The organism is Streptomyces sp. NPDC001796, assembly GCF_042892355.1.
Taxonomy (GTDB): Bacteria; Actinomycetota; Actinomycetes; order Streptomycetales; family Streptomycetaceae; genus Streptomyces.
This window is the reverse complement of record NZ_JBIAUC010000019.1, coordinates 40,035-64,885: the sequence shown is the minus strand read 5'-3', so window position 1 is coordinate 64,885 and position 24,851 is coordinate 40,035. Positions and strand designations below refer to the sequence as shown.

General features: G+C 72.5%; 19 protein-coding genes. 12 read left to right on the top strand and 7 right to left on the bottom strand.

The annotated features are described in order from the left end of the window. Positions 1–48: 48 nt before the first annotated feature. A complete protein-coding gene (locus ACFYZE_RS29180) occupies positions 49–1,224 on the bottom strand; it encodes an acetyl-CoA acetyltransferase (protein ID WP_389000312.1) in 1,176 nt (391 codons plus the stop codon). Positions 1,225–1,326: 102 nt separating this feature from the next. Between ACFYZE_RS29180 and ACFYZE_RS29175 the strand changes: the two genes are divergently transcribed. Beyond that, positions 1,327–2,586, top strand: coding sequence for an acyl-CoA dehydrogenase family protein (locus ACFYZE_RS29175; RefSeq protein WP_389000310.1), 1,260 nt, complete (start codon positions 1,327–1,329; stop codon positions 2,584–2,586). Beyond that, complete coding sequence (locus tag ACFYZE_RS29170) at positions 2,583–3,056, top strand: nitroreductase family deazaflavin-dependent oxidoreductase (RefSeq protein WP_389000307.1); 474 nt, start codon at positions 2,583–2,585, stop codon at positions 3,054–3,056. The genes ACFYZE_RS29175 and ACFYZE_RS29170 overlap by 4 nt, the downstream gene beginning before the upstream one ends. A 127-nt stretch (positions 3,057–3,183) precedes the next feature. Here ACFYZE_RS29170 and ACFYZE_RS29165 read toward each other — a convergent pair whose 3' ends face one another. Continuing rightward, complete coding sequence (locus ACFYZE_RS29165; protein ID WP_389000445.1) at positions 3,184–3,819, bottom strand: TetR family transcriptional regulator; 636 nt, start codon at positions 3,817–3,819, stop codon at positions 3,184–3,186. A 155-nt stretch (positions 3,820–3,974) separates the two neighbouring features. Here ACFYZE_RS29165 and ACFYZE_RS29160 point away from each other — a divergent pair, with 155 nt between their 5' ends. Together ACFYZE_RS29160 and ACFYZE_RS29155 are read left to right on the top strand one after the other, a co-directional pair. Beyond that, positions 3,975–4,712 (top strand): VOC family protein, encoded by a 738-nt coding sequence (locus ACFYZE_RS29160; RefSeq protein WP_389000305.1) that lies wholly within the window; start codon positions 3,975–3,977, stop codon positions 4,710–4,712. A gap of 239 nt (positions 4,713–4,951) precedes the next feature. Next, entirely contained in the window at positions 4,952–7,291 is a 2,340-nt protein-coding gene (locus ACFYZE_RS29155; protein WP_389000302.1) for a PQQ-binding-like beta-propeller repeat protein, read from the top strand. Between the two features lie 138 nt (positions 7,292–7,429). On the opposite strand, the gene ACFYZE_RS29150 is transcribed toward ACFYZE_RS29155, so the two are convergent. From ACFYZE_RS29150 to ACFYZE_RS29140, 3 genes are read right to left on the bottom strand one after another with little or no spacing between them, the layout of a single operon-like run. Then, a complete protein-coding gene (locus ACFYZE_RS29150) occupies positions 7,430–8,209 on the bottom strand; it encodes an enoyl-CoA hydratase/isomerase family protein (RefSeq protein WP_389000299.1) in 780 nt (259 codons plus the stop codon). Continuing rightward, positions 8,206–8,634 (bottom strand): Zn-ribbon domain-containing OB-fold protein, encoded by a 429-nt coding sequence (locus tag ACFYZE_RS29145; protein ID WP_389000296.1) that lies wholly within the window; start codon positions 8,632–8,634, stop codon positions 8,206–8,208. Before ACFYZE_RS29145 ends, ACFYZE_RS29150 begins: the two co-directional genes overlap by 4 nt. Before the next feature lie 3 nt (positions 8,635–8,637). Beyond that, positions 8,638–9,786 carry a lipid-transfer protein gene (locus ACFYZE_RS29140; protein WP_389000293.1) on the bottom strand — a complete coding sequence of 383 codons (1,149 nt, stop codon included), beginning with the start codon at positions 9,784–9,786 and terminating at the stop codon, positions 8,638–8,640. 74 nt (positions 9,787–9,860) lie between these two features. On the opposite strand from ACFYZE_RS29140, the gene ACFYZE_RS29135 reads away from it, so the two are divergent. Together ACFYZE_RS29135 and ACFYZE_RS29130 are read left to right on the top strand one after the other, a co-directional pair. Further along, the gene (locus ACFYZE_RS29135) at positions 9,861–11,519 is read left to right on the top strand and encodes a FadD3 family acyl-CoA ligase (protein WP_389000290.1); all 1,659 of its coding nucleotides are present in this window, start codon (positions 9,861–9,863) and stop codon (positions 11,517–11,519) included. 72 nt (positions 11,520–11,591) lie between these two features. After that, positions 11,592–12,629: a questin oxidase family protein gene (locus ACFYZE_RS29130; protein WP_389000287.1), complete on the top strand. Its 1,038-nt coding sequence runs from the start codon at positions 11,592–11,594 to the stop codon at positions 12,627–12,629. Positions 12,630–13,770: 1,141 nt separating this feature from the next. On the opposite strand, the gene ACFYZE_RS29125 is transcribed toward ACFYZE_RS29130, so the two are convergent. Together ACFYZE_RS29125 and ACFYZE_RS29120 are read right to left on the bottom strand one after the other, a co-directional pair. Beyond that, a complete protein-coding gene (locus ACFYZE_RS29125) occupies positions 13,771–13,950 on the bottom strand; it encodes a hypothetical protein (RefSeq protein ID WP_389000284.1) in 180 nt (59 codons plus the stop codon). 218 nt (positions 13,951–14,168) lie between these two features. Beyond that, positions 14,169–17,117, bottom strand: a complete 2,949-nt coding sequence (locus ACFYZE_RS29120) for a BTAD domain-containing putative transcriptional regulator (protein ID WP_389000282.1) — start codon at positions 17,115–17,117, stop codon at positions 14,169–14,171. Between the two features lie 253 nt (positions 17,118–17,370). Between ACFYZE_RS29120 and ACFYZE_RS29115 the strand changes: the two genes are divergently transcribed. The 6 genes from ACFYZE_RS29115 (at position 17,371) to ACFYZE_RS29090 (ending at position 24,768) form a co-directional block, all read left to right on the top strand. Further along, positions 17,371–18,615, top strand: coding sequence for an amidohydrolase family protein (locus ACFYZE_RS29115; RefSeq protein WP_389000279.1), 1,245 nt, complete (start codon positions 17,371–17,373; stop codon positions 18,613–18,615). A 35-nt stretch (positions 18,616–18,650) separates the two neighbouring features. Further along, on the top strand, positions 18,651–19,556 hold the full coding sequence (locus ACFYZE_RS29110) for a TIGR03619 family F420-dependent LLM class oxidoreductase (protein ID WP_389000276.1): 906 nt from the start codon (positions 18,651–18,653) through the stop codon (positions 19,554–19,556). A 12-nt stretch (positions 19,557–19,568) separates the two neighbouring features. After that, positions 19,569–20,345: an SDR family NAD(P)-dependent oxidoreductase gene (locus ACFYZE_RS29105; RefSeq protein ID WP_389000274.1), complete on the top strand. Its 777-nt coding sequence runs from the start codon at positions 19,569–19,571 to the stop codon at positions 20,343–20,345. Between the two features lie 113 nt (positions 20,346–20,458). Then, entirely contained in the window at positions 20,459–21,577 is a 1,119-nt protein-coding gene (locus ACFYZE_RS29100) for an LLM class flavin-dependent oxidoreductase (protein ID WP_389000271.1), read from the top strand. A gap of 12 nt (positions 21,578–21,589) precedes the next feature. Then, the gene (locus tag ACFYZE_RS29095; RefSeq protein WP_389000268.1) at positions 21,590–23,320 is read left to right on the top strand and encodes an amidohydrolase family protein; all 1,731 of its coding nucleotides are present in this window, start codon (positions 21,590–21,592) and stop codon (positions 23,318–23,320) included. Then, entirely contained in the window at positions 23,317–24,768 is a 1,452-nt protein-coding gene (locus tag ACFYZE_RS29090) for an aldehyde dehydrogenase family protein (protein WP_389000266.1), read from the top strand. The genes ACFYZE_RS29095 and ACFYZE_RS29090 overlap by 4 nt, the downstream gene beginning before the upstream one ends. Positions 24,769–24,851 lie beyond the last annotated feature (83 nt).

The following is a 24,851-nucleotide window of genomic DNA, read 5'->3' as shown; positions in this document are numbered from 1 at the left end:
GAACGCCGTTCCCGCCGCCCTCACCCAGCGCCCCTCACCCCGCCGCCCTCACCCCCGCCCCAGCACCACCGTCCCCGACGAACAGAACCAGCCCCCCGTCCCCGACGCCACCGCCAGTTCCGGCAGCCGCCCACCCCTCTTGCGGACCTGCCGTGCCCCGGCTTCGCCGCGCAGTTGCCGTACCGCCTCGACCAGCAGGAACAGCCCCCGCATCCCGGGGTGCTGGGCGGACAGCCCGCCTCCGTCCGTGTTCACCGGCAGCTCCCCGCCCTCCACCAGCAGTCGCCCCTTCTCCACGAACGCCCCGCCCTCGCCCTTCCCGCAGAAGCCGAGGTCCTCCAGCGTCACCAGCGTCATGTAGGTGAAGGCGTCGTAGATCTCCGCGAAGTCGATCTCCGCCGGGCGCACCCCGGCCCGCCGGAAGGCGAGGCGGCCGCTCACCGCCGCCGGGGACACCGTGAAGTCCGGCCACTCGGACATCGTCGTGTGCGAGACGTGCTCTCCGGCCCCCAGCACCCACACCGGCCGCGTCCGGCAGTCCCGTACCAGTTCCTCGGCCACCAGCAGGACCGCCGCCCCGCCGTCGGAGCGTATGCAGCAGTGCAGTCTGGTGAAGGGGTCCGCGATCACCGGCCCCGCCAGGACGTCACCGACCGTGATCGGGTCCCGGAACATGGCCTCCGGGTTGGCCGCCGCGTTGGCCCGGGCCTGCACCGCCACCTCGGCCAGCTGCTCGATCGTCGTGCCGTGGGCGTGCATGTGGCGGCGGGCCGCCATCGCGTACTTGGCGATCAGCGTGTGGCCGTAGGGAACCTCGAACTGAAGGGGGCCGCCGGCGCCGAAGGACAGGGTGCCCGTGCGGCGGCCCGCCCTCACGTCCGCGCGGGCCGTGGAACCGTACACCAGCAGCACCGCCCGGGCGTGGCCCGCCGCGATCGCGTCCGCCGCGTGGGCCGCCATGACCTCCCAGGTGGAGCCGCCGACGGAGGTGGAATCGACCCAGGTGGGCCGAAGGCCGAGGTACTCGGCCACCTCCGCCGGCGCCAGTGTGCCTAGCCCGGCGGAGGCGAAGCCGTCGATCACCGCCCGGTCCAGGCCCGCGTCGGCGAGGGCGCGGCGGGCGGCCTGTGCGTGCAGGGCGTACGGGGTCGCGTCGTCGACCCGCCCGCAGTCGGAGAGCGCCACTCCGACGACCGCGGTGCGCTGACCGGACCTGGGAGTCATGTACCTGACGGTACATCAGATACGCGGCGTCGGGGTCTGTGCGTGCGAAGACCGGTCGCCGTAATATGACGGCCCATCAGATCGTGGAAGGGTCGGTCGCGCATGGACACACGCTTCACCGCCGAACAGGACGAGGTCCGCCGTACGGTGCGCGAGGTGCTGGCCAAGCGCTGCGGGCCGGAGGACGTGCGCGCCGCCGCAGGGACCGCCGCCGGGTACGACCCCGCCCTGTGGGCCACCCTCGGCGGACAGCTCGGTCTGCCCGGGCTGGCGCTCCCCGAGGCCTACGGCGGCTCGGGCTGTGGCACCACCGAACTCGCCCTCGCCTGCGAGGAGGTGGGCCGGACCCTCGCCCCCTCCCCGCTGCTCGCCACCGCGGTCCTCGCCGCGCCCCTGCTGCTCGCCCTCGGCACCGACGCCCAGCGCAGCGCACTGCTGCCCCGGATCGCCGCCGGGGAGCTGACCGCCACCCTCGCCGTCCCGGGCGCCGCTCTCGCCACCGCCCTCGCCCTCGTCGGGGACAACCGGGGCGACTGGGCGGGCGGCGGACGGGCCGGTGGCATCCAGGCGCGGCGGTCGGCCGGCACCTGGCGGCTCTACGGGGAGGCGGCGCAGGTCCTCGACGGGCACAGTGCAGGGCTGCTGGTCGTGGCCGCGCACGCCGGAGGTTTCGCGCGGTCGCGGACGCTGCTGTTCCTCGTACGGGACGGTGCCGTCCGGACGCGGCAGACCGCCCTCGACGGGACGCGGCCCTGCGCCCGGATCCAACTCCGCCAGACGGAGGCGGAACTGCTCGGTGAGGACGGTGCCGACGTGCCGGGGGCGCTCGCCGCGGTCGGGGACCGTGCCGCCGCCGTGCTCGCCTGCGAGGCCGTGGGCGCCGCCGACCGGGTGCTGGAGCGGACCGTCGAGTACGTCCGTCGGCGGGAGCAGTTCGGGCGGCCCATCGGGTCCTTCCAGGCTGTGAAGCACCGGCTGGCCGACGTGTACGTGCGGGTGCGCGCGGCACGCTCGGCGGCGTACTACGCGGCCTGGGCCGGTGCGGAGGAATCAGGAGGTGCGGCGCGATGGGGGTACCCCCAGGCGTTGAGCACTGGGGGAGCCTCCCTGGAAGGGCGGTGGCGGGAGTCGGGTGGGCAGGTCGGCGGGCTCGCGCTCGCCCAGGCCCTTCAGGCGCTGCGGACCGCCGCGGCCGAGGGGATCCAGTTGCACGGCGGTATCGGTTTCACCTGGGAGCACCCTGCGCATCTCTACTTCAAACGGGCCACCGGCGACGAGCTGCTGTTCGGGCCCGTGCACCGGCTGCGGGCGCACGCGGCGGACGCGGCGGGGCTCTTCGAGCAGAGGGAGGTGGCCGTATGACGGCCCTCGGTGTGCGGATCGTGCAGAAGGTGTCCTCCACGCGGGCCTTCGCCAGGGCCGCGCCGCACGTCGTGCCCGCCCTGGACCGCGCGGTGCACCGGCTGACCGGTGGAAAGGTGCTGCTCAGCGCGCAGCTGCTGCCGGGCGTGATCCTCACGTCCACCGGCGCGAGAAGCGGCCTCGCCCGCCGTACGCCGCTCGCGTGCATGCCGGAGGAGGGCGGCAGCTGGCTCCTGATCGGCTCCAACTTCGGGCGGCCCGGCCATCCGGCCTGGACCCACAACCTCCTCACCCACCCCGAGGCGGAGATCAGCTTCAGGGGCGAGGACATCCCGGTCACGGCCCATCTGCTGCGGGGGAGTGAGCGGGAGGCCGCGTGGAAGGCGGCACTGGCGTTCTGGCCGCCGTACGCCACGTACCAGGAGCGGGTGGAGCGGGAGATCCGGCTGTTCCGGCTCGTACCGCGATGACCGCGCTCCTGGACACGGGGCACTGGCACGGTGGGCCGGACGGCGCGACAGGCGGCGGTCCACTCGGGTGAACCGCCGCCTGGGTGACAGGACTTGGCGTCGTCGCGGCGAAGTGCCGTGGCCGGGGCTACTTCGTCGGCTTCCTGCCGGTGACGCCCAGATACACCAACAGCGCGAGGTTCGGCTTCAGTTCGGCCTGCTTGACGCCCCAGGACGTGAAGCCCTTCTGGTGGGAGGACACGGACGCGAGCATCGCCACGAGCGCGCCCGCCACTGCCGCCGGGTTCACGTCCTTGTCGACCCTGCCCTTGGACTGGAGCTCGGCGATCGAGTCCGCGAGGGAGTTGTTCACCGAGTTCAGGATCTTCATGCGGATCTTGTAGAAGCGCTTGTCGCCCTCGGCCGCGCCGAGGTCCACGACGCGCAGGATGGCGTCGTGTTTGCGCCAGAACTCCAGGAACCCCTCCACGAGTTCCTGCGCGGTCTGCCAGCCGGCCTTCCCGGCCCAGGAGCGGCCTTCCAGCAGCTGGGTCAACCCGGCGCCCTCCGCGGCCATTTGGTCCGCGATCTCGAGAACGGCGCCCTCGACGTCCGGGAAGTACTGGTAGAAGGTCGCCGGTGACGTCCCCGCCTTCCGGGCGACATCAATGACTTTGACGTCGCGGTAAGGCGAGGAGCTGAGCATCTCGCTGAGGCAGTCGAGCAGCTTCTGCCGCGTCGCCTGCCCGCGTCGACCGGCCACGCGGCCGTCGACGGTACGCACTTGTCCTGTCATGCCGTCAGCTTACCGAGGGGTGATCGAAGCGCGATTCGGCCGACTGCAAATGGGGAGTACAGGGGCCTGCACCCGCTTCCGGGGCGGTGAAAAGGGAGTACGCCCGCGAGCGCTCCACGGGTCGTGCACGTTAGCTTGGCAGCATGGCCGAAAATCCGCCATCGTCTTCGCACGACGGCCCCTTCCCCGAGGGCGTCCCGTGCTGGATCGACGCGCAGTTGCCCGACGTCGAGGCGGGCAAGCGGTTCTACGGTGAACTCTTCGGGTGGAGCTTCGAGGAGGCGCCCGGCTCCACCGTGTGGGCGCACCTCGGCGGCGAACCGGTGGCCGCGCTGACCCGCAAGGTCGACGGGCGGATGCCCACCGTCTGGACGGTGTACTTCGCCACCCCCGACGCCACCGCGCTGGCCCGGCGGATCCTGGCGGCCGGCGGCCAGGTCGTCGCCCTGCCCGAGCCCGTGGACGGCCTCGGCACCGCGGCGCTGGCCGCCGACCCCGAGGGCGCCGTGTTCGGGCTCTGGCAGGCCGGGGCGCACGCGGGCTTCGGCAAGCGGCACGAGCCCGGCTCCTTCACCTGGGCCGAGCTGTACACGCGGGACACCGCCGCCGCGAACACCTTCTACTCGGGCCTCTTCCACGACGCCCTGTTCGGCCCCGGTGCCGTCCCCGACTTCGGGCGGGCCCCGCTCGAGGACGTCTTCCCCGCCGAGATGCCGCCGCACTTCCTCGTCCACTTCGGCGTCCGGGACGGCGCGGCGGCGCTCGACGCGACGGTCCGGCTGGGCGGGCGCGTACAGGTACCGGCGTTCGACACCTCGTACGGACGGGTGGCGGTGGTCAGCGACGACCAGGGGGCGTCCTTCGCGCTCCTCCAGCGCTGACGCGGCCCGCGGGCCCCTGTCCGCAGGCCCCTGTTCCACCATGCGGGCGCCCGCTTCCCGTACCCTCGTGCGCCATGCTTTTGTCCTGAGACACCCCGTTCCGCCCTCGGGTTAGCTTCCGCACGCCCGGACAGGAAGAATCGGGGTGCGTGCCGCCATGGCGGTGCGGTGGTGAGACGCTGCACGGGGTCGCGTGCACAAGGCGCATGACGCGACCCGTACGGGGAGGTGGCAGGCAAGTGGTGGATCAGCTGACGCAGCACGATCCGCGGCGGATCGGGCCGTTCGAGGTGCTGGGACGGCTGGGTGCCGGCGGCATGGGGCTGGTCTATCTCGCGCGCTCGGCGTCCGGCCGGCGCGTGGCGATCAAGACGGTGCGTACGGAACTGGCCGAGGACCAGCTGTTCCGGGTGCGCTTCACCCGCGAGGTCGAGGCCGCGCGGGCGGTCTCCGGCTTCTACACGGCGGCCGTGGTCGACGCCGACCCGCGCGCGGCCGTGCCCTGGCTCGCCACCGCCTATGTGCCCGCGCCCTCCCTCGAGGAGATAGTGACCGAGTGCGGCCCGCTGCCGGCCCAGGCGGTGCGCTGGCTCGCGGCAGGCGTGGCCGAGGCCCTGCAGTCCATCCACGGGGCGGGCCTGGTCCACCGGGACCTGAAGCCGTCGAACGTCCTCGTCGTGGAGGACGGCCCCAGGGTGATCGACTTCGGGATCGCCTCCGGTGTATCGAACACCCGTCTGACCATGACCAACGTAGCCGTCGGCACGCCCGCCTACATGTCCCCCGAACAGGCCAAGGACTCACGCAGCGTCACCGGCGCCAGCGACGTGTTCTCGCTCGGCTCGATGCTCGTCTTCGCGGCCACCGGGCACCCGCCCTTCCACGGCGCGAACCCCGTCGAGACCGTCTTCATGCTGCTGCGTGAGGGCCCGGACCTGTCCGGCCTGCCGGACGAGCTGCGCCCGCTCATCGAGTCCTGCATGCAGATGGACCCCACCGCCCGCCCCAACCCCGCCGACCTCCAGGCGCAGCTCGCCCCGCACCTGTTCGGTTCGGGCTCCGACGACAGCGGTACGGCGTCGGCATGGCTGCCCGAGAAGGCGGTCACCCTGATCGAGGCCCGCCGCGGCGGGCGCCCCGCCACCAAGCCCTCCACCTCCGGCAACCGCAGCGGCGGCGGCGCGCGCCCCGCGGTGCCGCCCCCGCCGTCCCACGACCCGGTGCCGATGCCGGTCGGCGCACCCGACTCCGGGCCGGTGCGGCTCGCGGGCGCCTCCGTGCCGATCGGCCCCGGACCGCGGGTCGCCGACGCCCGGGCCGCCGCGCTGCAGGCGCCGCCGCCTCACGCCGCGCTCGCCGCGTCCTGGTCCCGTCCGGGGGCCGGGGTCAACGGCGCGCCCGGAGCCGTGCCCGCGGTCCCCGCGCCGCCCGTGCCCCCGGATGCCGCCTCCGGTTGGCGACCGTGGCGGTTCCGCATGTCGAACGACGTGTGGGGCACTCCCGCGGTCGCCGACGACCTGGTCTACGTCACCTCCTTCGAGGTGCACGCCCTGGATGTGGCGACCGGCCGCCGCCGTTTCAAGACCCGCGACGTCGCCTGGTCGATGTCGGTCGCGGACGGCCGTGTCCACGCCTCCGACGGGCCCACCCTGTTCGCCCTGGACGCCCGCGAGGGCACCGATCTGTGGCGGCTGCAGATGGACGGCTGGGTGTACTCCCTCAAGGCCGACCGCGGCACGGTCCTCACCGCCACCCGCGGCGGCGGCGTCCAGGCGTGGGAGGCGTCCGGCGGCCGGAAGCTGTGGGAGCTCACCGGCGCGCAGACCGAGTTCGAGACCCCGGAGGCGGGTCCCGCGCTCCACGACGGCACGGCGTACGTGTGGCAGGACGCCCGGCTGCGCGCCCTGGACGCCCGCAGCGGCGAGGAGCGCTGGTCGTACCCCATCGGCGACGCGGCCTCCTGCGGCGGGGTCCCCGTACGCATCACCCACGCGACCGACGGCTGTGTGTACGTCTGTGCCGGCACCCGGGTCCTGGCCCTGGAGGTGGCGAGCGGCATGCTGCGCTGGCACTTCGAGGCGCCGGCGGTCTTCCTGAGCCCGCCCGCCTTCGCACCGGGCCCGGCGGTGACGGGCGGCGGCGTCTACCTCGCGGACTACCTGGGCACGGTGTACGCCCTCGACGCGGCGGACGGCCGCGACCGCTGGCGCATCGCCACCGAGTCCCGGGCGGCGATCGACCCGGTGCTCGTGGCGGGCGGGCACGTCCACGTGGGCAGCGGCAAGGGTCTGTACACCCTCGACGCGGTCACCGGCACCCCCAAGTGGCGCTTCCAGGCGGGCGGCGACATCGTGGGCTCCCCGGCGGTCGCGGAGGGCCGCATCCACTTCGGCTCGACGGACCACCTGCTGTACACGCTGAAGGCCGACGACGGCCGCCTGCGCTGGAAGCTGGCCACCGGCGGCGAGATCACCGGCGCCCCGGTGGTGAAGGACGGCGTGGTGTACGCGTGCAGCAAGGACCGCTGCGTGTACGCGCTGGACGCGGAGAAGGGCACGGGGACGTCCCGCACCACCTGAGCCACCGGGTGGGCGGAGACGGCCGCCGCACCGGACCGGACGGAAGGGGCTCGGGGCGGCGGCCGTCACCGCTGACGCTACGCCCTGTGGTCGGGACGTGCCATACCGTGGCGGCCCGGACGGGGGCCGGGCGGTGCCTCACCGCACCCGGAACCCATCCCTCCGTCGCGCCGCGAACAGCTCCGCCTGTCGCTCCGCCGGCAGGTTCCCGAGCGCGATCAGTGCCGGTGCCTGCGCCAGGGCCTGCACCCGTGCCGCCTCCTTCGCCGCCCACAGCGCCCGTACGGTGCCCTGCACGCCCTCCGGCGGATACGAGGCGACGACGGCGGCACAGCGCAGCGCGGCCTCCAGCGCGCCGCCGGGCGCGGTGAGTTCGGACACCAGCCCGATCTCGTACGCCCGCCGCGCCGAGATCCGCTCGGCGGTCCCCATCAGCGCCATTCGAGCGGCCTCCCCGTACGGCATCCGGTGCGCCATGTAGACCGCCTCGTACGCGCTGACCATCCCGTAGGCGGTGTGCGGGTCGAAGAAGGAAGCCGTCTCGTCCGCGACGACGAACTCGCTCTCGCCGAGCAGATAGAAAGCCCCGCCGCAGGCCATGCCGCACACGGCGGCGATCACCGGCTTCCACAGGTCGTTCGCCTTCGGGCCGATCCTCAGCAGCGGATCGTCCAGCATGTACGGCGAGCCCGGCTGCGGCACGTCCGCGTCCCGGTCGAGCCCGGTGCAGAAGGCCCGCTCCCCGGCACCGGTGAGGACGACGGCCCGTACGGAGTCGTCGTACCTGAACGCGCGCCAGCAGGCGGCCAGTTCACCGGCCGTCGCAAGGTCGACGGCGTTGAGCCTCCCGGGCCGGTCCAGGGTGACGACCGCGACCCCGGTGTCCCTGTCGGCGTCGATCCGCAGCCCTTCGCTCACGACCGCTCCAGCACCCACCGGGGCAGCCCGTCCCCGTCGAAGACGGCCTGCACTCCCGCACCGATCCGGATCCGCTCGGGCGGCACGGAGTTCAGGGGCGCGCCGGGCCCGGTGACGAGGTTCCCGACCAGGCGGATGTGCGGCGCCTCGGCCAACTCGACCAGGATCACGTTGTACGGGGCCTGCGCGGCGTACGCCGGGAGCAGCGGCGGGTGCGGGACGACGTACGACCAGATCCTCCCCTTCCCGCTCATCCGCCGCCACCGGCTCGCGAAGGACCGGCAGTGCGGGCAGCAGGGCCGCGGCGGGAAGCGCGGCTCGCCGCAGTCGGAGCAGGTCTGGACGCGCAGTTCGCCGCGGGCGGCGTACTCCCAGAAGGGGGCGCCGTCGTCGTCGGGGACGGGGGAGAGGAGGGCGTCGGGCATGGTTCAACTCCTCAGCAGCAGGGCGGAGGTAGGGACCCCCTCGCCGGCGGTGACGAGGCAGGTGGCGGCGCCCGGAACCCGGGCGGTGCTGGTCCCGCGCAGCTGCTTCACGCCCTCGTTGATCAGGTTGAATCCGTGGACGTACGCCTCGGACAGCCCGCCGCCCCCGGTGTTGATCGGCAGCCGTCCACCGGTCTCCAGGGCACCGCCCTCGGTGAACGCCCCGCCCTCTCCCCGGCCGCAGAAGCCGTACCCCTCCAGAGAGAGGAGGACCAGCGGCGTGAACGCGTCGTAGATCTGCGCGACGTCGACGTCGTCGGGGGTGAAGTCGGCGTGCTTCCACAGGTGCCGGGCGGCGGTCCAGGCGGGGCCGGTGAGCGGGTCGTCGTTCCAGTAGTTGACCATGCCGTGGTGCTGGGCGGGCAGCCCCTGGGCGGCGGCGTGGACGTAGACGGGCCGCTGCCGGCAGTCACGGGCACGCTCGCGGGAGACGACCACACAGGCCAACGCCCCGTCCGTCTCCAGGCAGTTGTCGAAGAGGCAGAGCGGCTCGCTGATCCAGCGGGAGCTCATGTACATGTCCCTGGTCAGTGGCCGCTCGTACATCATGGCGGTGGGATTCTGGTTGGCCCTGTTCCGGCAGGCGAGGGCGACGTTGAAGAGGTGGTCCCTGGTGGCCCCGTACCGGTGCATGTACCGGCGCGCGAGCATCCCGATCTCGTCGACGGGCCTGAGGAGCCCGAAGGGCCGGGTCCACTGGGCGGGAGTGGGAAGTTGCACCGCCGTGTTCTTCCACGGCCGGGGCCCGCTGCCACGCTTGCGGGACCGCCAGGCGACGCCGACGGTGGCCTGTCCGGTGGCGACGGCGGCGGCGAGATGGGCGACGGTCGCGCAGGAGCCGCCGCCCCCGTACCCGACCTTGCTGAAGAAGGTGAGATCCCCGAGGCCGAGGGCCTTCGCGACCTCCACCTCGTCGGTCTCCTCCATGGTGTACGAGGCCAGCGCGTCGACCTCGCCGGGCGCGATCCCGGCGTCGTCGAGGGCGGCGAGGACGGCACGGCAGGCCAGGGCCTTCTCGGACTCCGGGAGCCGCTTGGCGAACTCGGTCTGTCCGATGCCGACGACGGCGGTCGCGTCCTTGAACCCTGCCATGGCTGCACCTCCGCGGAAGTCGTGCGACGGCTGACAGGCCGTCAGGTTACAGCTAATCTGACGGTCAGTCAGCTATGGCGATCGGCTGCGCGTACCGTGGGGAGGACGCCGTGCGCGGTGACCTGGAGTGGGGCGGCATTCCGGAGCTGGTGCGGAGCGCGGCCCGTCGCTACGACGACACGGAGGCGGTCGTCGAGGGCCGTACCCGGATTTCGTACGCCGAACTGGGCGCCCGCGTCGAACGCGCGGCGGCGGCCTGCATCGCGAACGGCGTCGGCGTCGGCGACCGCGTCGGGATCTGGGCGCCGAACACGCTCGACTGGATCGTTTCCTCTCTGGGCGCCGTGTCGGCGGGCGCGGTCCTGGTGCCGCTCAACACCCGCTTCAAGGGCTCGGAGGCGGCCTACGTCCTGCACCGCGTCCGGGCGAAACTGCTGTTCGTGACCGGCGCGTTCCTCGGGACGTCGTATGTGGCGTCGCTGCGGAGGGCGGCGGGGGAGGGGCCCGGGGACGGTCCGCTGCCGGGCCTGCCGCACCTGGACCAGGTGGTGGTCCTCGCGGACGACGCCCCGGCGGACTTCCGCACCTGGAAGGACTTCCTGGCGAGCGGGGAGGGGGTGGGGGAGCCGGAGGTGCGGCGCAGGTCGTCGGCAGTGACGGGCGACCGGCCCTCGGACATCGTGTTCACCTCGGGCACGACGGGCCGCCCCAAGGGCGCGGTGATCACGCACGCGCAGACCCTGAGGGCCTACGAGACGTGGGCGGACCTGACGGGTCTGCGGCAGGGCGACCGCTACCTGATCGTCAACCCCTTCTTCCACACGTTCGGCTACAAGGCCGGGGTGCTGGCCTGCCTGATGCGGGGCGCCACGATGATCCCGCAGCCGGTGTTCACCGTGGACACGGCACTGGCGAACACGGCGGCGGAGCGGGTGACGGTCCTGCCGGGCCCGCCCACCTTGCACCAGGCGCTGCTGGACCACCCGTCACGGGCGTCCTACGACCTCGCCGCACTGCGCCTGGTGGTGACGGGGGCCGCGGTGGTGCCGCTGCGCCTGGTGGAACGGCTACGGGACGAACTCGGCGTCGAGACGGTCCTGACGGCGTACGGCCTGTCGGAGGCGAGCGGTTTCGTGACGATGTGCCGCAGGAACGACGCGCCCGAGGTGATCGGGACGACCTCGGGCCGCCCGATCCCGGGAGTGGAGGTACGGGTGGTGGACGTCCAGGGCGAACCGCTCGGCGCGGGGGTCCCCGGAGAGATCCTGGTCCGTGGCTTCAACGTCATGCAGGGCTACTTCGAGGACGAGACGGCCACGGCGGAGGCCCTGACGGCGGACGGCTGGCTGCGCACAGGAGATGTGGGCGTCCTGGACCCGGCGGGCAACCTCCGCATCACGGACCGCACCAAGGACATGTTCATCGTGGGCGGCTTCAACGCCTACCCGGCGGAGATAGAGCAACTGCTGGCCCTGCACCCGGATGTGACGGAGGCAGCGGTGATCGGGGTACCGGACGCGAGGCTGGGGGAGGTGGGGAAGGCGTACGTGGTACGCCGCCCGGGGGCGGTGCTGACGTCCGACGACCTGATCGCCTGGTCCCGTCGCGAGATGGCGAACTACAAGGTCCCGAGGGAGGTGGAGTTCGTCGAGGCCCTTCCGAGGAACGCGAGCGGGAAGGTGATGAAGGGAGAGCTGCGCGGGCGTACGCGACAGGGCCTTCGGACGACGTAGGCCCGATGGAGGGGAGAGTCTCGATCCGGGGCCTGATGATGAACGGCCGTTGCGCGCTTACCGTCAGGTCTCATGGACATCGACGGCACACTCGACGAGGCGTACGAACGGCTGCACCGGACGGGACCGGAGTTCGAAGGCTGGCTGAGCAATCACGGCCCCATGGCGGTGGAGTCCATGGTCAGACGTGGTCACGCCCGCCAGGTCCACCGCTGGTTGGACGTCTACGCCCGTCGGCTCGACGATCTGCCGCGCGGCACCTCACGCCTCACGGCCGACGACTGGCGCGCGGCGCTCGGGGATCCGCGTCGCCTCGGCGACTGGCTGGCGTTCTTCGCCCGCGAGGTGACGGAACAGCCCTGGCGTACCGTGCTGGAGACATGGTGGCCACGGCTGCTGCCGGGCATCGCGGCCGGCGCCACCCACGGCGTGATCCGCACCGGCCACGCGGTCCACGCCCTGCTGGACCACGAGGACGGGCCGCGCCTGACCGAATTGGGCCAAGCCCTCGGCTACTGGGCGGCGCGCTGGCAGCCGGTTCCGTTCACGAGCCCGTCCGGAACCGCCGATCCGGCGTCCGCGCTCGCCGCCGTCCCCCGGGTGCCCGACCAGAGCGCGGGCATCAACCACCGGCTCGACCAGCTCACCGACCTGCCCGACTGGCCCACCGCGCTGGCCGCACTGCGACCCGCCACCGAGGCCGACCAGGCCCGGGACCGGCTGGCCGACCTGACGACCGCGGCGGCCCTGCACTACCTCCCCAACGCCCACGGCTCCGCCGTCATGCTGGTCCACGCCGCGACCGCCCCGATGGCCGTCCTGCGCACCCTGCCCGCACTGCCGCCCACCCAGTGGGCGCTCAGCCTCCACGCGGCCTGGGCGGCGAGCGCCGCCGTGACCGCGGCCTACACCCCCGCCGCCCCCGCGCCCCGGCACAGCCTCCCCACGGCCCCCGAGTCGGCGGAGGAGGTGTTCGCCCTGGCCGTCCACCACGGCGACGAACACGTCATCAAACTGGCCGACACCTGCCTCGAGGTCCACCAACGCACGGGCGAAGCGGATGCGTTGGCGGCGGTGCTCCGCGCAACCGGGCTGATCGAGGAGCTGTGAGGACTGGGTGGGCCGGGGTGGGGTGGGCTGGGTTGCCCGGGGGTGGGCTGGGTTGCCCGGGGGTTGGTCTGGGGCGGCTCGGGGGTGGGCTGGGTTGCCCGGGGGTTGGTCTGGGGCGGCTCGGGGGTGGGCTGGGTTGCCCGGGAGTTGGCCTGAGCGGGCCCGGGGGTGGGGAAGTGGCTGTTGCCGAGTCAAGGGCGCTCCACTCCGCTGCGCTGCGTTCCGCGTCGGCTGCGCCGATCGACCTCCGGCCGAGCCTTGGCTCGGCCCGCGGAAGCACGACCCTGGCAAAGAAGCGGGCGGTCCGACAGCCACTTCCCCACCTCCGGGCCGTTCAGGCCGACCTCCGGGCCGTTCAGGCCGACCGAGGAAGTCGAGGATGACACGGCGGCCGGCGGGAGTGAGGAGTTCGGCCTGTGACTCCGGCGGGCCGGTGGGTGAGCTGGGGGTCGATGAACTCCAGCGACGCACCGGTCGACCAAGTGAACGTCTCGATGAGCCACAGAACGGCCGCCGAACGGTGGCTCACGACGAGCCGGGGATTGAGGAGCTGCACCGCGCGGAGCCGCATGCGGAGGTCCGGAGTGCGCCCCGGCTCCGCCCAGACGCCGTTCCGTACGTGGAGCCAGCCCTCGCTCCGAAGCACCCGCACAAGACTCCGCCGAGGCCAACCGGCTTCAACAGCATGCGAAGTGAGGAGGAGTCCCTCCTCGGCCAGTTCCTTCAGCGCCCTTCGCTCCACCCGGCCGAGATCGCAAAGTCTTGGCAGCCCCGCTGGCCCCTGTGGATAACCGCGTGGCCACGATCCGCCAACCGGTTCCGGGGGCTGGGTCCGCGTTTCAGGGCGAAGAGGAAGGCGGCCCCAGACGGAGGGGTGGAAGAGGAGTACGGGGCCCTCCTCCGGACGCTGCGAGTCGTGGACGGGGGCTACGCCGGGGAAACGGTGTGGTGCGAGTTGGGCGGTCGAAGCAATGCCAGGTGCGGGGGCGGAGGCGCGACAACGGGGCCGGGCGTGCACCCGACCCCCGTTTCCTGCGCATCCGCCACTGATTGTCCTGAACCGGATGCCGGACACGCTTCGGCCGCGACGGCTCCCCCTCCGCGCCGCCGCGGCCGATCCCCGTGTGTGAGGAAGGTCTGGTCAGGCCTTCTCGTCCGTGACGTGGACGTTGTCCGGCGTGGCGGTACCGGTGTTGGTGCCGGCCGCCGTGAGCGGTTCGCCCGTGACGTGGACGTTGTCCGGCGTGACGGTGTCGTCGCCGGCCGCCGTGAGCGGTTCGTCCGTCACGTGGACGTTGTCGGTGGTGATCTTGTCGCTCATCTCGCTGGCTCCCCTGGCAGTGTTGTGCGATGGATGGGCAGATCCGCCCGGCAACTCCCCCGAGGGCTGCCGGACGGATCTGGCTGGGCCGGTTCACCTTAGAGGGCCGACCGTTCGCCGTTCCGTCTGCCCTCCGACGCGACGGCTTGACACAGTTGAGAGTGCCAAGTGGCGATAAACGAATGATGAACGCCTGCACCCGGGCGGCGCGCCGCTGGTCAGACCACGGCGGCCGGCGTCAGCAATCCCCTGACTTCGTCTGCTTCCGGCGCGCCCAACGACTCGAAGATCTGGAGTGCCTCCGTCCAGCACACCTGGGCGCGGTCGAGCTGGCCGATGGCGTTGAGGGCCCGTCCGAGGACCGTGAGGACATTGCCACGGCGCCATTCCCCGCCGATGCCTCGCAGCAGCGTCAGCGCTGTCTCCGCGTTGGCCGCGGCCTGTGCGGGGCGTCGGGCCGCCAGGTCGAGTTCGGCCAGGCGGAACAGCGTCATGCCTTCCCACAGGCGCTGGCGGCTGTCCCGGAACACCTGCAGGGCTTGGTGCAGACACTCGGTGGCCTCGGGGAACCTTCCGCTCTGCGTGAGGGCGAGGCCCAGCGCATACCGGCCGTTGGCCCCCCTCAGGGCATGCCCCATGTCGTCGTACATCTCGGTGCCCTGCTGGGCCAGGGCCACTGCGCTTTCCGTACGGGCGGTGGCCAGATGGGTTCGGGACAGGTTGCACAGAGCACTCGCCTCGCCCGGGCGGTCTCCCACGGCGCGGAAGTTCTCGATGGCGCGTGTGAAGTGCACCTCGCTGTCCTCGTACCTGCTCTGGTACATCGCGATCGCGCCGCTGATGTTCGACGACCAGCAACTGGTGAGCGGATCGTCAGCCGCTTCGGCCAACTCCGTGGCCCGCTCGGCCTCCTGGACGGCCGCGTCGAACTTGGTGCCGGAGATGTGATGCACGAAGGCCAGGGCCATGAGCGCTCGCGCCTCGCAACGCGGGTCTCCCGCCTCCTGCGCCACATCCCGCAGGCGTGAGGCAACGGCCTCGTACTCCCTGGAGTTGGCGCCGGACTCCGCAAGGTCGACCGCCGCCCACAGGACGTCCACGGCGCGCCGTAGCATTCCTGACCGTTGCGCGGACTGCCGTACGCACGCGAGCAGCGAGACCGCCTCGGAGTACAGCCAGTCCTGTGCCGCGCGCCGGTCCGCGAACGTCAGCCCCGGGCCCTCGGCGCGCTCCAAGTGGTCCACCAGCCGGTCACCGGGCCGTTCGATCAGGTAGACCCCCGCGACAGTGGACAGATAGAAGTCCAGCAACCGCGACATCGCCGCATCCCGCTCGCTCGGCGGATGTTCGTCCCGTTCCGCGCACGCACGCGCGTAGAGACGGACCAGGTCGTGGTAGCGGTAGCGGCCCGGGGCCGCCGACTCCAGCAGGGACGTGTCCACCAGGGACTCCAGCAGGTCCTCCGTCTCCTCCAGCGGGAGGTCCAGGACCGCCGCGGCGGCCGCCAGGGAGATGTCCGGGCCGTCCGCCAGGCCCAGCAAGCGGAACGCTCGCGCCTGCGCGGGCTCCAGTTGGCCGTAGCCCAGTTCGAACGTGGCCTTCACGGCCAGGTCGCCGGCCTGGAGTTCGTCGAGGCGGCGTCGCTCGTCCGCCAGCTTCGCGGCCAGCACGGACACCGTCCAGGTCCTCCGCGCCGCCAACCGCGACGCCGCGATGCGGATCGCCAGCGGCAGGAAGCCGCACGCCGCCACCACGTCCAGCGCCGCCTCCCGCTCCGAGGCCACCCTTTCCTCGCCCACGATCTTCGTGAACAGCGCCAGCGCCTCGTCGGGCGACATCACGTCCAGGTCCACCAGGTGCGCGCCCGCCAGGTCGACCATACGGACCCGTGACGTCACCAGGGCCGCGCAGCCCTCCGTGCCGGGCAGCAGCGGGCGTACCTGGGCGGCGTCGCGCGCGTTGTCCAGCAGGACCAGCACCCGGCGGCCGTCCAGCACCGAGCGGTACAGGGCCGAGCGTTCCTCCAGCGAGTCCGGGATCGCCGAGTCCGCCGTGCCCAGGGCGCGCAGGAAGGAGCCGAGGACCGTCTCCGGTTCCGCGGCCCGCGGGCCCGCGCCCTGCAGGTCCACGTAGAGCTGGCCGTCCGGGAAGGCCGACCGGGCCTGGTGGGCCACGTGGACCGCCAGCGTCGTCTTGCCGACGCCTCCGATGCCCGCCAGCGCCGACACCGCCATCACCCGGCCCTCGGCCGACGCCAGCACCTCGCTCAGTTCGGCGACGAAGGCGGCACGGCCCGTGAAGTCCGGGACGGTGGCCGGGAGCTGCGCCGGGCGTACGGGAGCGGCGGCGGGCTCCGGCGCCGGTGCCGAGGGTTCCGCCAGGGTCGGGTCCGCCTGGAGGATGCGCTGCTGGAGTTCTTTCAGGCCGGGGCGGGGGTCCACCCCGAGTTCGTCGGCCAGCAGGCGGCGCGTGTCCGCGTAGACCGCGAGGGCCTCGGCCTGGCGGCCGGAGCGGTACAGCGCCAGCATCAGCAGTTCCCGCAGGCGCTCGCGCAGGGGGTGCGCGGCCGTCAGGGCCGTGAGTTCGGAGACCGCCTCCGCGTGGCACCCCTGTTCCAGGTCCATGTCGAGGCGGGATTCGAGGAGTTGCAGCCGCCATTCCTCCAGACGGGCCCGCTGCGCCTCCGCGTACGGGCCGGGCACCCCGGCCAGCGGCTCCCCGTCCCACAGCGCGAGCGCCTCGTTCAGGACGTGTCGGGCATGGCGCAGGTCCCCGGAGTTCTTCGCCTTCTCCGCCTCCGCGGCCAGCTCCTGGGCGGCGGCCAGGTCCAGGGAGCGGGGCTCGCCGAGCCGTACCGCGTAGCCGCCCGACTCGCTGAGCAGGACACCCGGTGAGAGCACCTTGCGCAGACGGGAGGCGTACGTGCGGACCGCGGCCAGCGCCCGCGGGGGCGGGTCGTCGCCCCACAGCGCGTCGATCAGTTCGGACGCCGTCGCCGTACGGCCCTCCCGCATCAGCAACGCGGCCAGCAGGGCGCGCTGCTGCGGCGAGCCCGTGGCCAGCAGCTCCTCCCCGCGCCAGGCGCGCACCGGTCCGAGCACCCCGAAGCGCAGTGTCGCCGAATCCTCGGGACCCCGCTGCTCAGGTACTCGCGGCACACCGTCCATCGCTGCCCCCTGGCCCCCTGCCGAAGCGTCCACAACCAAGAGGCCAGTTTGCCTTGTTCATGGCGGATGCGTCAGCCGTGGGAGACTGCGATCACAGGCCACCGTGCGGTGCGTCACAAAGTTCCCACACGCTCTCCCCATATCCCGGGCGCGGCGTCTCCCCGTATGCAGGAGCGCCCCGTCTCCCCCTGTCCGGAGCGCCCTCTGTCCGCAGTAGCTGACGTACCGTCAGATCGGCGCTACTTTGGCCGGCATGGAGACCTCAGCGACCGGCAGCGCCTTTCCGGAGATCATCTCCGTCGACGACCACACCGTGGAGCCCCCGAACGTCTGGCAGGACCGCCTCCCGGCGAAGTACCGGGGCATCGGTCCGCGCATCGTCCGCGCGCCCCTGAAGGAGATGACGTTCCTGGGCGGCAGGTTCGCCCCGGTCATGGGCGCTCCCGGCGACGAGGGTCCGCTCGGCGACTGGTGGGTGTACGAGGACCTGCACCGGCCCCTCACCCGTCTCGACACCGCCGTCGGGCACAGCAGGGACGAGATCAGGCTCGAGGTGATCACCTACGAGCAGATGCGCCCGGGCTCGTACGACGTCCCGCAGCGCCTCGCCGACATGGACGTCAACCACGTCCAGTCCGCCCTCTGCTTCCCCACCTTCCCGCGATTCTGCGGACAGACCTTCACCGAGGCCAAGGACCGCGAGCTCGGGCTGCTGTCCATCAGGGCGTACAACGACTGGATGGTGGAGGAGTGGTGCGGGCCCGAGGCGCGCGGGCGCCTCATACCCCTCACCCTCATCCCCCTCTGGGACGCCGGACTCGCCGCCGCCGAGGTGCGCCGCAACGCCGAACGCGGCGTCCGCGCCGTCGCGTTCTCCGAGATCCCGCCCCGCCTCGGCCTGCCGTCCGTCCACACCGACGACTGGGACCCCTTCCTCGCCGCCTGCGACGAGACGGGAACGGTCATCGCGATGCACATCGGGTCGAGCAGCAGGATGCCGTCCACGTCCGCAGACGCCCCGCCCGCCGTGGGCTCCACGATCACCTTCGCCAACTGCTGCTTCTCGATGGTGGACTGGCTGATGAGCGGCAAGTTCGAGCGGTTCCCGAACCTGAGGGTGATGTACGCGGAAGGGCAGATCGGCTGGATCCCGTACATCCTCGAGCGCGCGGACGTGGTCTGGGAGGAGAACCGCGGCTGGGGCGGCGTCGCCGACAAGGTCCACCGCCCGCCGTCCGAGCTGTTCGCCGAGCACGTCCACGGCTGCTTCTTCGACGACGCCTTCGGCTTGCGGAACCTGGACGCCATCGGGGTCGGCAACGTCCTGTACGAGACCGACTACCCCCACTCCGACTCCACCTGGCCCAAGTCGCGGGAGGTCGGCGAGGCGCAGATGGGGCATCTGGAGCCGGACGTCGTCGAGCGGATCGTCCGGCGCAACGCCATCGAGCTGCTGGGGCTGACGCAGGACGGTCTGTGGCCGGGCGGCAGGCGTTGAGCGGGCCCCTGCGGTACGGGCGCCTCCGGTACGGGATGCAGCTTCCCGTCCAGTCGCAGTCCACGCTCTACGCCGAGCCCTGGGAAGCCGGGGCCGGTCCGGAAGACCTGGTCGCGGTCGCCCGGGCCGCCGACGCCGCCGGGTTCGACTACGTCGCCTGCTGCGACCACGTCGCCGTCCCGCGCCGGCTGGCCCCCGCCATGGGCACGGTCTGGTACGACCCGGTGGCCACCCTCGCCCACCTGGCCGCCGTCACCGGGCGGGCGCGGCTGCTCAGCCATGTCGCGGTCGTCGGACTGCGGCATCCGCTCGTCACCGCCAAGCAGTACGCGACCCTCGACCACCTCTCCGGCGGACGGCTCGTCCTCGGGGTGGGGGCCGGGCATGTGCGGGAGGAGTTCCAGGCGCTTGGGGTGGACTTCGGGCGGCGCGGACCCCTGCTCGACGAGGCGATCGACGCGCTGCGAGCCGCCCTCGGGCCCGAGGAGTTCCCGGTCCACCACGGGAAGAAGTACGACTTCGAAGGGCTCGGGCAGCGGCCCCGGCCCGCCCAGCCGCGCATCCCCTTCTGGGTGGGCGGCTCCTCGCCCGCCGCCGTCCGCCGGGCCGCGCTCAAGGGGGACGGCTGGCTGCCGCAGGGGGATCCGCGCGAGCGGCTGCCCGCGCAGATCGCCCGGATCGGGCGGCTCCGGGAACAGGCGGGGCTCGACGGCCCCTTCACCGTCGGCGCCATCACCGAGCCCCTGTATGTCGGTGAGCCGCGTTGGGACGTCGGGTCGCGCACGATCACCGGCGCCCCGGAGGCGATCGCCGAGTCCCTGAGGGCGTACCGCGCGATGGGCGTGGACCAGATCCAGGTGCGGTTCCGCAGCCGGAGCCGCGCCGAGCTCACCGATCAGATCGCGGCGTTCGGGGCCGAGGCGGCACCCCGCCTGGACTGAGGAGGAAGCCGCATGGGCAAGCTGGACGGGCGCGTCGTCATCGTCACCGGGGCGGCGCGCGGGCAGGGCGAGCAGGAGGCGCGGCTGTTCGCGGCGGAGGGCGCACGGGTCGTCCTCGCCGACGTGCTCGACGACCGGGGGGAGGCGCTCGCCAAGGAGCTGGGGCAGTCGTACGTCCACCTGGACGTGGGGCGGGAGGCCGACTGGGCCGCCGCCGTGGCCGCCGCGAAGGGGGCGTACGGGCATATCGACGGGCTGGTCAACAACGCGGGGATCCTGCGGTTCAACGCGCTGGTCGACACGCCCCTGGACGAGTTCATGAGCGTCGTCCAGGTCAACCAGGTCGGCTGCTTCCTCGGCATCCGGGCCGTCGCTCCAGAGATCGCGGCGGCCGGCGGCGGCACCATCGTCAACACCGCCTCCTACACCGCGATGACCGGTATGGCAGCCGTGGGGGCGTACGCGGCGACCAAGCACGCCGTGCTCGGGCTCACCCGGGTCGCCGCGATCGAGCTGGCGCCGCGGGGGATACGGGTGAACGCCGTGTGCCCGGGGGCCGTCGACACCCCGATGTCCAATCCGTCCCGGCTGGACCCGGAGGCGGATCCGCAGGAGACGTCCCGCGCCCTGGACGAGCTGTACCGCCGGCTCGTACCGCTCGGCCGCGTCGGCAGGCCCGAGGAGGTGGCGCGGCTCGCGCTCTTCCTGACCTCGGAGGACTCCTCGTACGTCACCGGGCAGCCGTTCGTGATCGACGGCGGGTGGCTGGCCGGGCTCTCGATCGTCTGAGCAACTACCTGACTGACCGTCAGCTATTGACGGTCCAACGGGGCGGTGCGACAGTCGGCGGCAAACCAATCTGACGGTATGTCAGATAGATACTCGTGGGGACGGTGACCTCCGTGGAATTCGGGCTCTTCGTACAGGGATACGTCGGCAAGCGGGCCGAGACCGACCCGCTGGCCGAGCACAAGGCGCTGATGGAGGAGACCGAGTACGTCATCCAGGCGGACAGGTCCGGCTTCAAGTACGCCTGGGCGTCCGAGCACCACTTCCTGGAGGAGTACTCGCACCTCTCCGCCAACGACGTCTTCCTCGGCTACCTCGCCCACGCCACCGAGCGCATCCACCTCGGCTCCGGGATCTTCAACCCGCTCGCCCAGGTCAACCACCCGGTGAAGGTCGCCGAGAAGGTCGCGATGCTCGACCACCTCAGCGAGGGCCGCTTCGAGTTCGGCAGCGGCCGCGGCGCCGGCTCCCACGAGATCCTCGGCTTCCTGCCCGGCATCACCGACATGAACTTCACCAGGGAGATCTGGGAGGAGACCATCGCGGAATTCCCGAAGATGTGGCTCCAGGACGAGTACGCGGGCTTCCAGGGCAAGCACTGGTCGCTGCCGCCCCGCAAGGTGCTGCCCAAGCCGTACGGGAAGTCGCACCCCGCGATGTGGTACGCCGCCGGGTCCCCGTCCTCGTACGCCATGGCCGCGAAGAAGGGTCTCGGGGTGCTCGGCTTCAGTGTGCAGAAGGTGTCCGACATGGAGTGGGTGCTGGAGCAGTACAAGCGGGCGGTGGTGGACGCCGAGCCCGTCGGGGACTTCGTCAACGACAACGTGATGGTGACGAGCACCGCGATCTGCGCGCCCACGCACGAGGAGGCGATCCGCATCGCGGTCAACGGCGGACTGCACTACCTGCCGTCGCTCGTCTTCCGCTACCACGACACCTTCCCCCGCCCCGAGGGCTTCCCCGTGTGGCCGGAGACGCTCCCCGAGTACACCGAGGAATTCCTCGAACTGCTCATCGAGGAGGAGCTGCTCGTCTGCGGGGACCCGGACGAGGTGCTGCGGCAGTGCAAGAGGTGGGAGCAGGCGGGCGCCGACCAGCTCAGCTTCGGGCTGCCGGTCGGGATACCGAAGGAGGAGACGCTCCAGACGATCCGGCTGATCGGCGAGCACGTGATCCCGAAGATCGACACGGATCCGGTTCACCGGACCAGCCGATTCCGTCAGGCTGCCTGAGGGGTGCGGCGGATGCTCGATCACGTCATCAAGGGTGCGACCGTCGTGGACGGGACGGGCGCGCCCGCGTACACCGCGGACGTCGGCATACGCGACGGCCGCATCGCCACCGTCGGCACGGTCACCGAGGGCGCCCGCAGCAGCGAGGACGCCACCGGCCTGGTCCTCGCCCCCGGCTTCGTCGACCCGCACACCCACTACGACGCCCAGCTGTTCTGGGACCCTTACGCGACCCCGTCCCTGAACCACGGGGTCACCACGGTCGCGGCCGGCAACTGCGGTTTCACCCTCGCCCCGCTGAATCCGGCGCGCCCCGAGGACGCCGACTACACCCGGCGGATGATGTCGAAGGTGGAGGGCATGTCCCTGGTCGCCCTGGAGGAGGGGGCGCCCTGGAGCTGGCACTCCTTCGGGGAGTACCTGGACGCGCTCGAAGGGCGGATCGCGGTCAACGCCGGTTTCATGGCGGGGCACTGCGCGCTGCGGCGGTACGTGATGGGCCCGGACGCGATCGGCGGGCAGCCGACGGACGAGCAGCTGGGCGCCATGCTGCGGCTGTTCCACGAGGCCATGGACGCGGGCGCCTGGGGGCTGTCCACCACGCAGTCCTCCACCCACTCCGACGGTGACGGAAAGCCGGTCGCCTCCCGGCACGCACGGCCGGCGGAGCTGCTGGCGCTCGCCAAGGCGGTCGGCGAGCACGAGGGAACCCAGATCGAGGCGATCGTCGCGGGCTGCCTGGACCAGTTCAGCGACCCGGAGATCGACCTGCTGGCGGAGATGAGCGCGACGGCCGGACGGCCCCTGAACTGGAACGTCCTCACCATCGACGCGGCCGTCCCCGAACGCGTACCCCGCCAGCTCTCGGCGAGCGAGCGGGCCCGCAAGGTGGGCGGCCGGGTGGTCGCCCTCACCATGCCCGTCCTCACGCCGATGAACATGTCCCTGGGCACCTTCTGCGCCCTCAACCTGATCCCCGGCTGGGGACCGATCCTCGCCCTGCCCGTGCCCGAGCGGATCGCGAAACTGCGCGACCCCGAGGTCCGGGACGGGATGCTGCGCCGCGCCCACTCCAAGGAGGCCGGCGTCTTCCGCCGCCTCACCGACTTCGGGCGGTACGTCATCGGCGACACCTACAGCTCGCGCAACGAGGGCCTGACGGGGCGCGTCGTGAAGGACGTCGCGGCCGAGCGCCGCCAGGACCCCTTCGCGTGCCTGGTCGAGATCTGCGCGAACGACGAGCTGCGCACGGTGCTGTGGCCCATGCCCACCGACAACGACCCCGGCTCCTGGGCCCTGAGGGCCGACACCTGGCGGCACGAGGACGTCCTGCTCGGCGGCTCCGACGCGGGCGCCCACCTGGACCGGATGTGCGGGGCACCGTACACGACCCGGTTCCTCGGGGACTGTCTGCGCGGCCGGAAGCTGGTGCCGCTGGAGCAGGCCGTGAAGATGCTGTCGGACGACCCCGCGCAGCTGTTCGGGCTCCGGGAGCGCGGCCGGGTGCGGGAGGGCTTCCATGCAGACCTGGTCCTCTTCGAACCGGAGCGGATCGACGCCGGACAGGCCACCCTGGTGCACGACCTGCCGGGTGACAGCCCGCGGCTGGACTCACGGGCGATCGGGATACGGGCCGTGTGGGTCAACGGCGTCGAGGCGATCCGGGACGACGTGGTGACCGGGACCGTACCGGGGAAGGTGCTGCGCTCCGGGCGGGACACCAGGACGGTGAGCACCACGTGACCGACCGGCAGCGGCTGTTCGTCGGCGGCGCCTGGGTGGAGCCGGACGACGGCCACCACCAGGTGACCGACCCGGCGACCGAGGGGATCGTCGGGTGGGCGCCGCAGGCCTCGCGGGACCAGGTGCGGGCGGCCTGCGCCGCTGCCCGCGAGGCGTTCGGGCCGTGGTCGCTGACGCCGCCCGAGGAGCGGGCGGCGGTGCTGGCGCGGGCGGCCGACCTCATCCAGGGCCGCCTGGGGTCGTACGCCGAGCTGGCGCAGGCGGAGAGCGGCGCGACGACCGGGACGGCGCGCGGGATGCAGGTCGGGGTCGCGGTGGCGCGTTTCCGGAGGTACGCGCGGGTGGAACCGGTGGAGCAGCCGCTGCCGCCGCAGATCAACGAGGCGGGGCCGTTCGGCCCGGCGACCGTCATGGGTGCCCTGGCCGTGCGCCGGCCGGTCGGCGTGGTCGCCTGCGTCACCTCGTACAACAACCCCTGGGCGAACCCGGCCGGCAAGGTCGCGCCCGCGCTCGCGATGGGCAACACGGTGGTCGTGAAGCCGGCCCCGCAGGACCCGCTGTCGGTGTACCGCATGGCGGAGGCACTCCAGGAGGCGGGCGCGCCGCCGGGCGTGGTGAACGTGGTCGGCGGCGCGCGCCCGGAGGTGGGCGAGGCGGTCGTGGACTGCCCGGACGTCGACATGGTGAGCTTCACCGGCTCCACGGCCGTGGGGCAGCGCATCGCCGAGGTGTGCGGCCGGTCCATGAAACGGCAGCTGATGGAGCTGGGCGGCAAGGGGGCGGCGCTCGTCTTCGACGACGCGGACCTGGACGCGGCGGTGGCCGGGATCGGCACCACGTTCTCCTTCTACAGCGGCCAGATCTGCACGGCACCGACGCGGGTGCTCGCGCAACGGGGCGTGTACGACCGGCTGGTCGACCGGCTGGCGGCGTACGCCCGCCACCTGAAGGTCGGTGATCCGCGTGAGAGGGACACCGTGGTCGGCCCGCTGATCTCGGCGGCGCACCGGGACCGTGTGGAGGCGTACGTGGAGCTGGGCCGCAAGGAGGGCGCCCGGCTGGTCACCGGCGGCGAACGGCCTCCGCACGACCGCGGCTTCTACGTCGCCCCCACTCTCCTCGCGGACTGCACACCCGACATGCGGGTGGTCCGGGAGGAGATCTTCGGCCCGGTGGTCGTGGTGGTGCCCTTCGAGGGCGAGGAGGAGGGCGTCGACCTGGCCAACGCCTCCGACTACGGCCTGATCGACTACGTCTGGTCGGGCGACGTGGCCCGCGCCTTCCGCGTGGCGCGCCGGCTGCGCGCGGGCGGCGTCGGAGTGAACACGGTCGGCCGCAACATGGAGGCGCCGTTCGGCGGCTTCAAGAAGAGCGGGGTGGGGCGCGACGTGGGCTCCTACGCCCTGCACGCCTACAGCGAGTTGCAGGCGATCGTGTGGCCGGGCTGATCAGGGGTGCCCGGCGATTCCCCACCGCCTGGGGTGTTTCTGGATCAGGCCCCGCGAGCCCGGCATGATCCAAACGAGAGGCC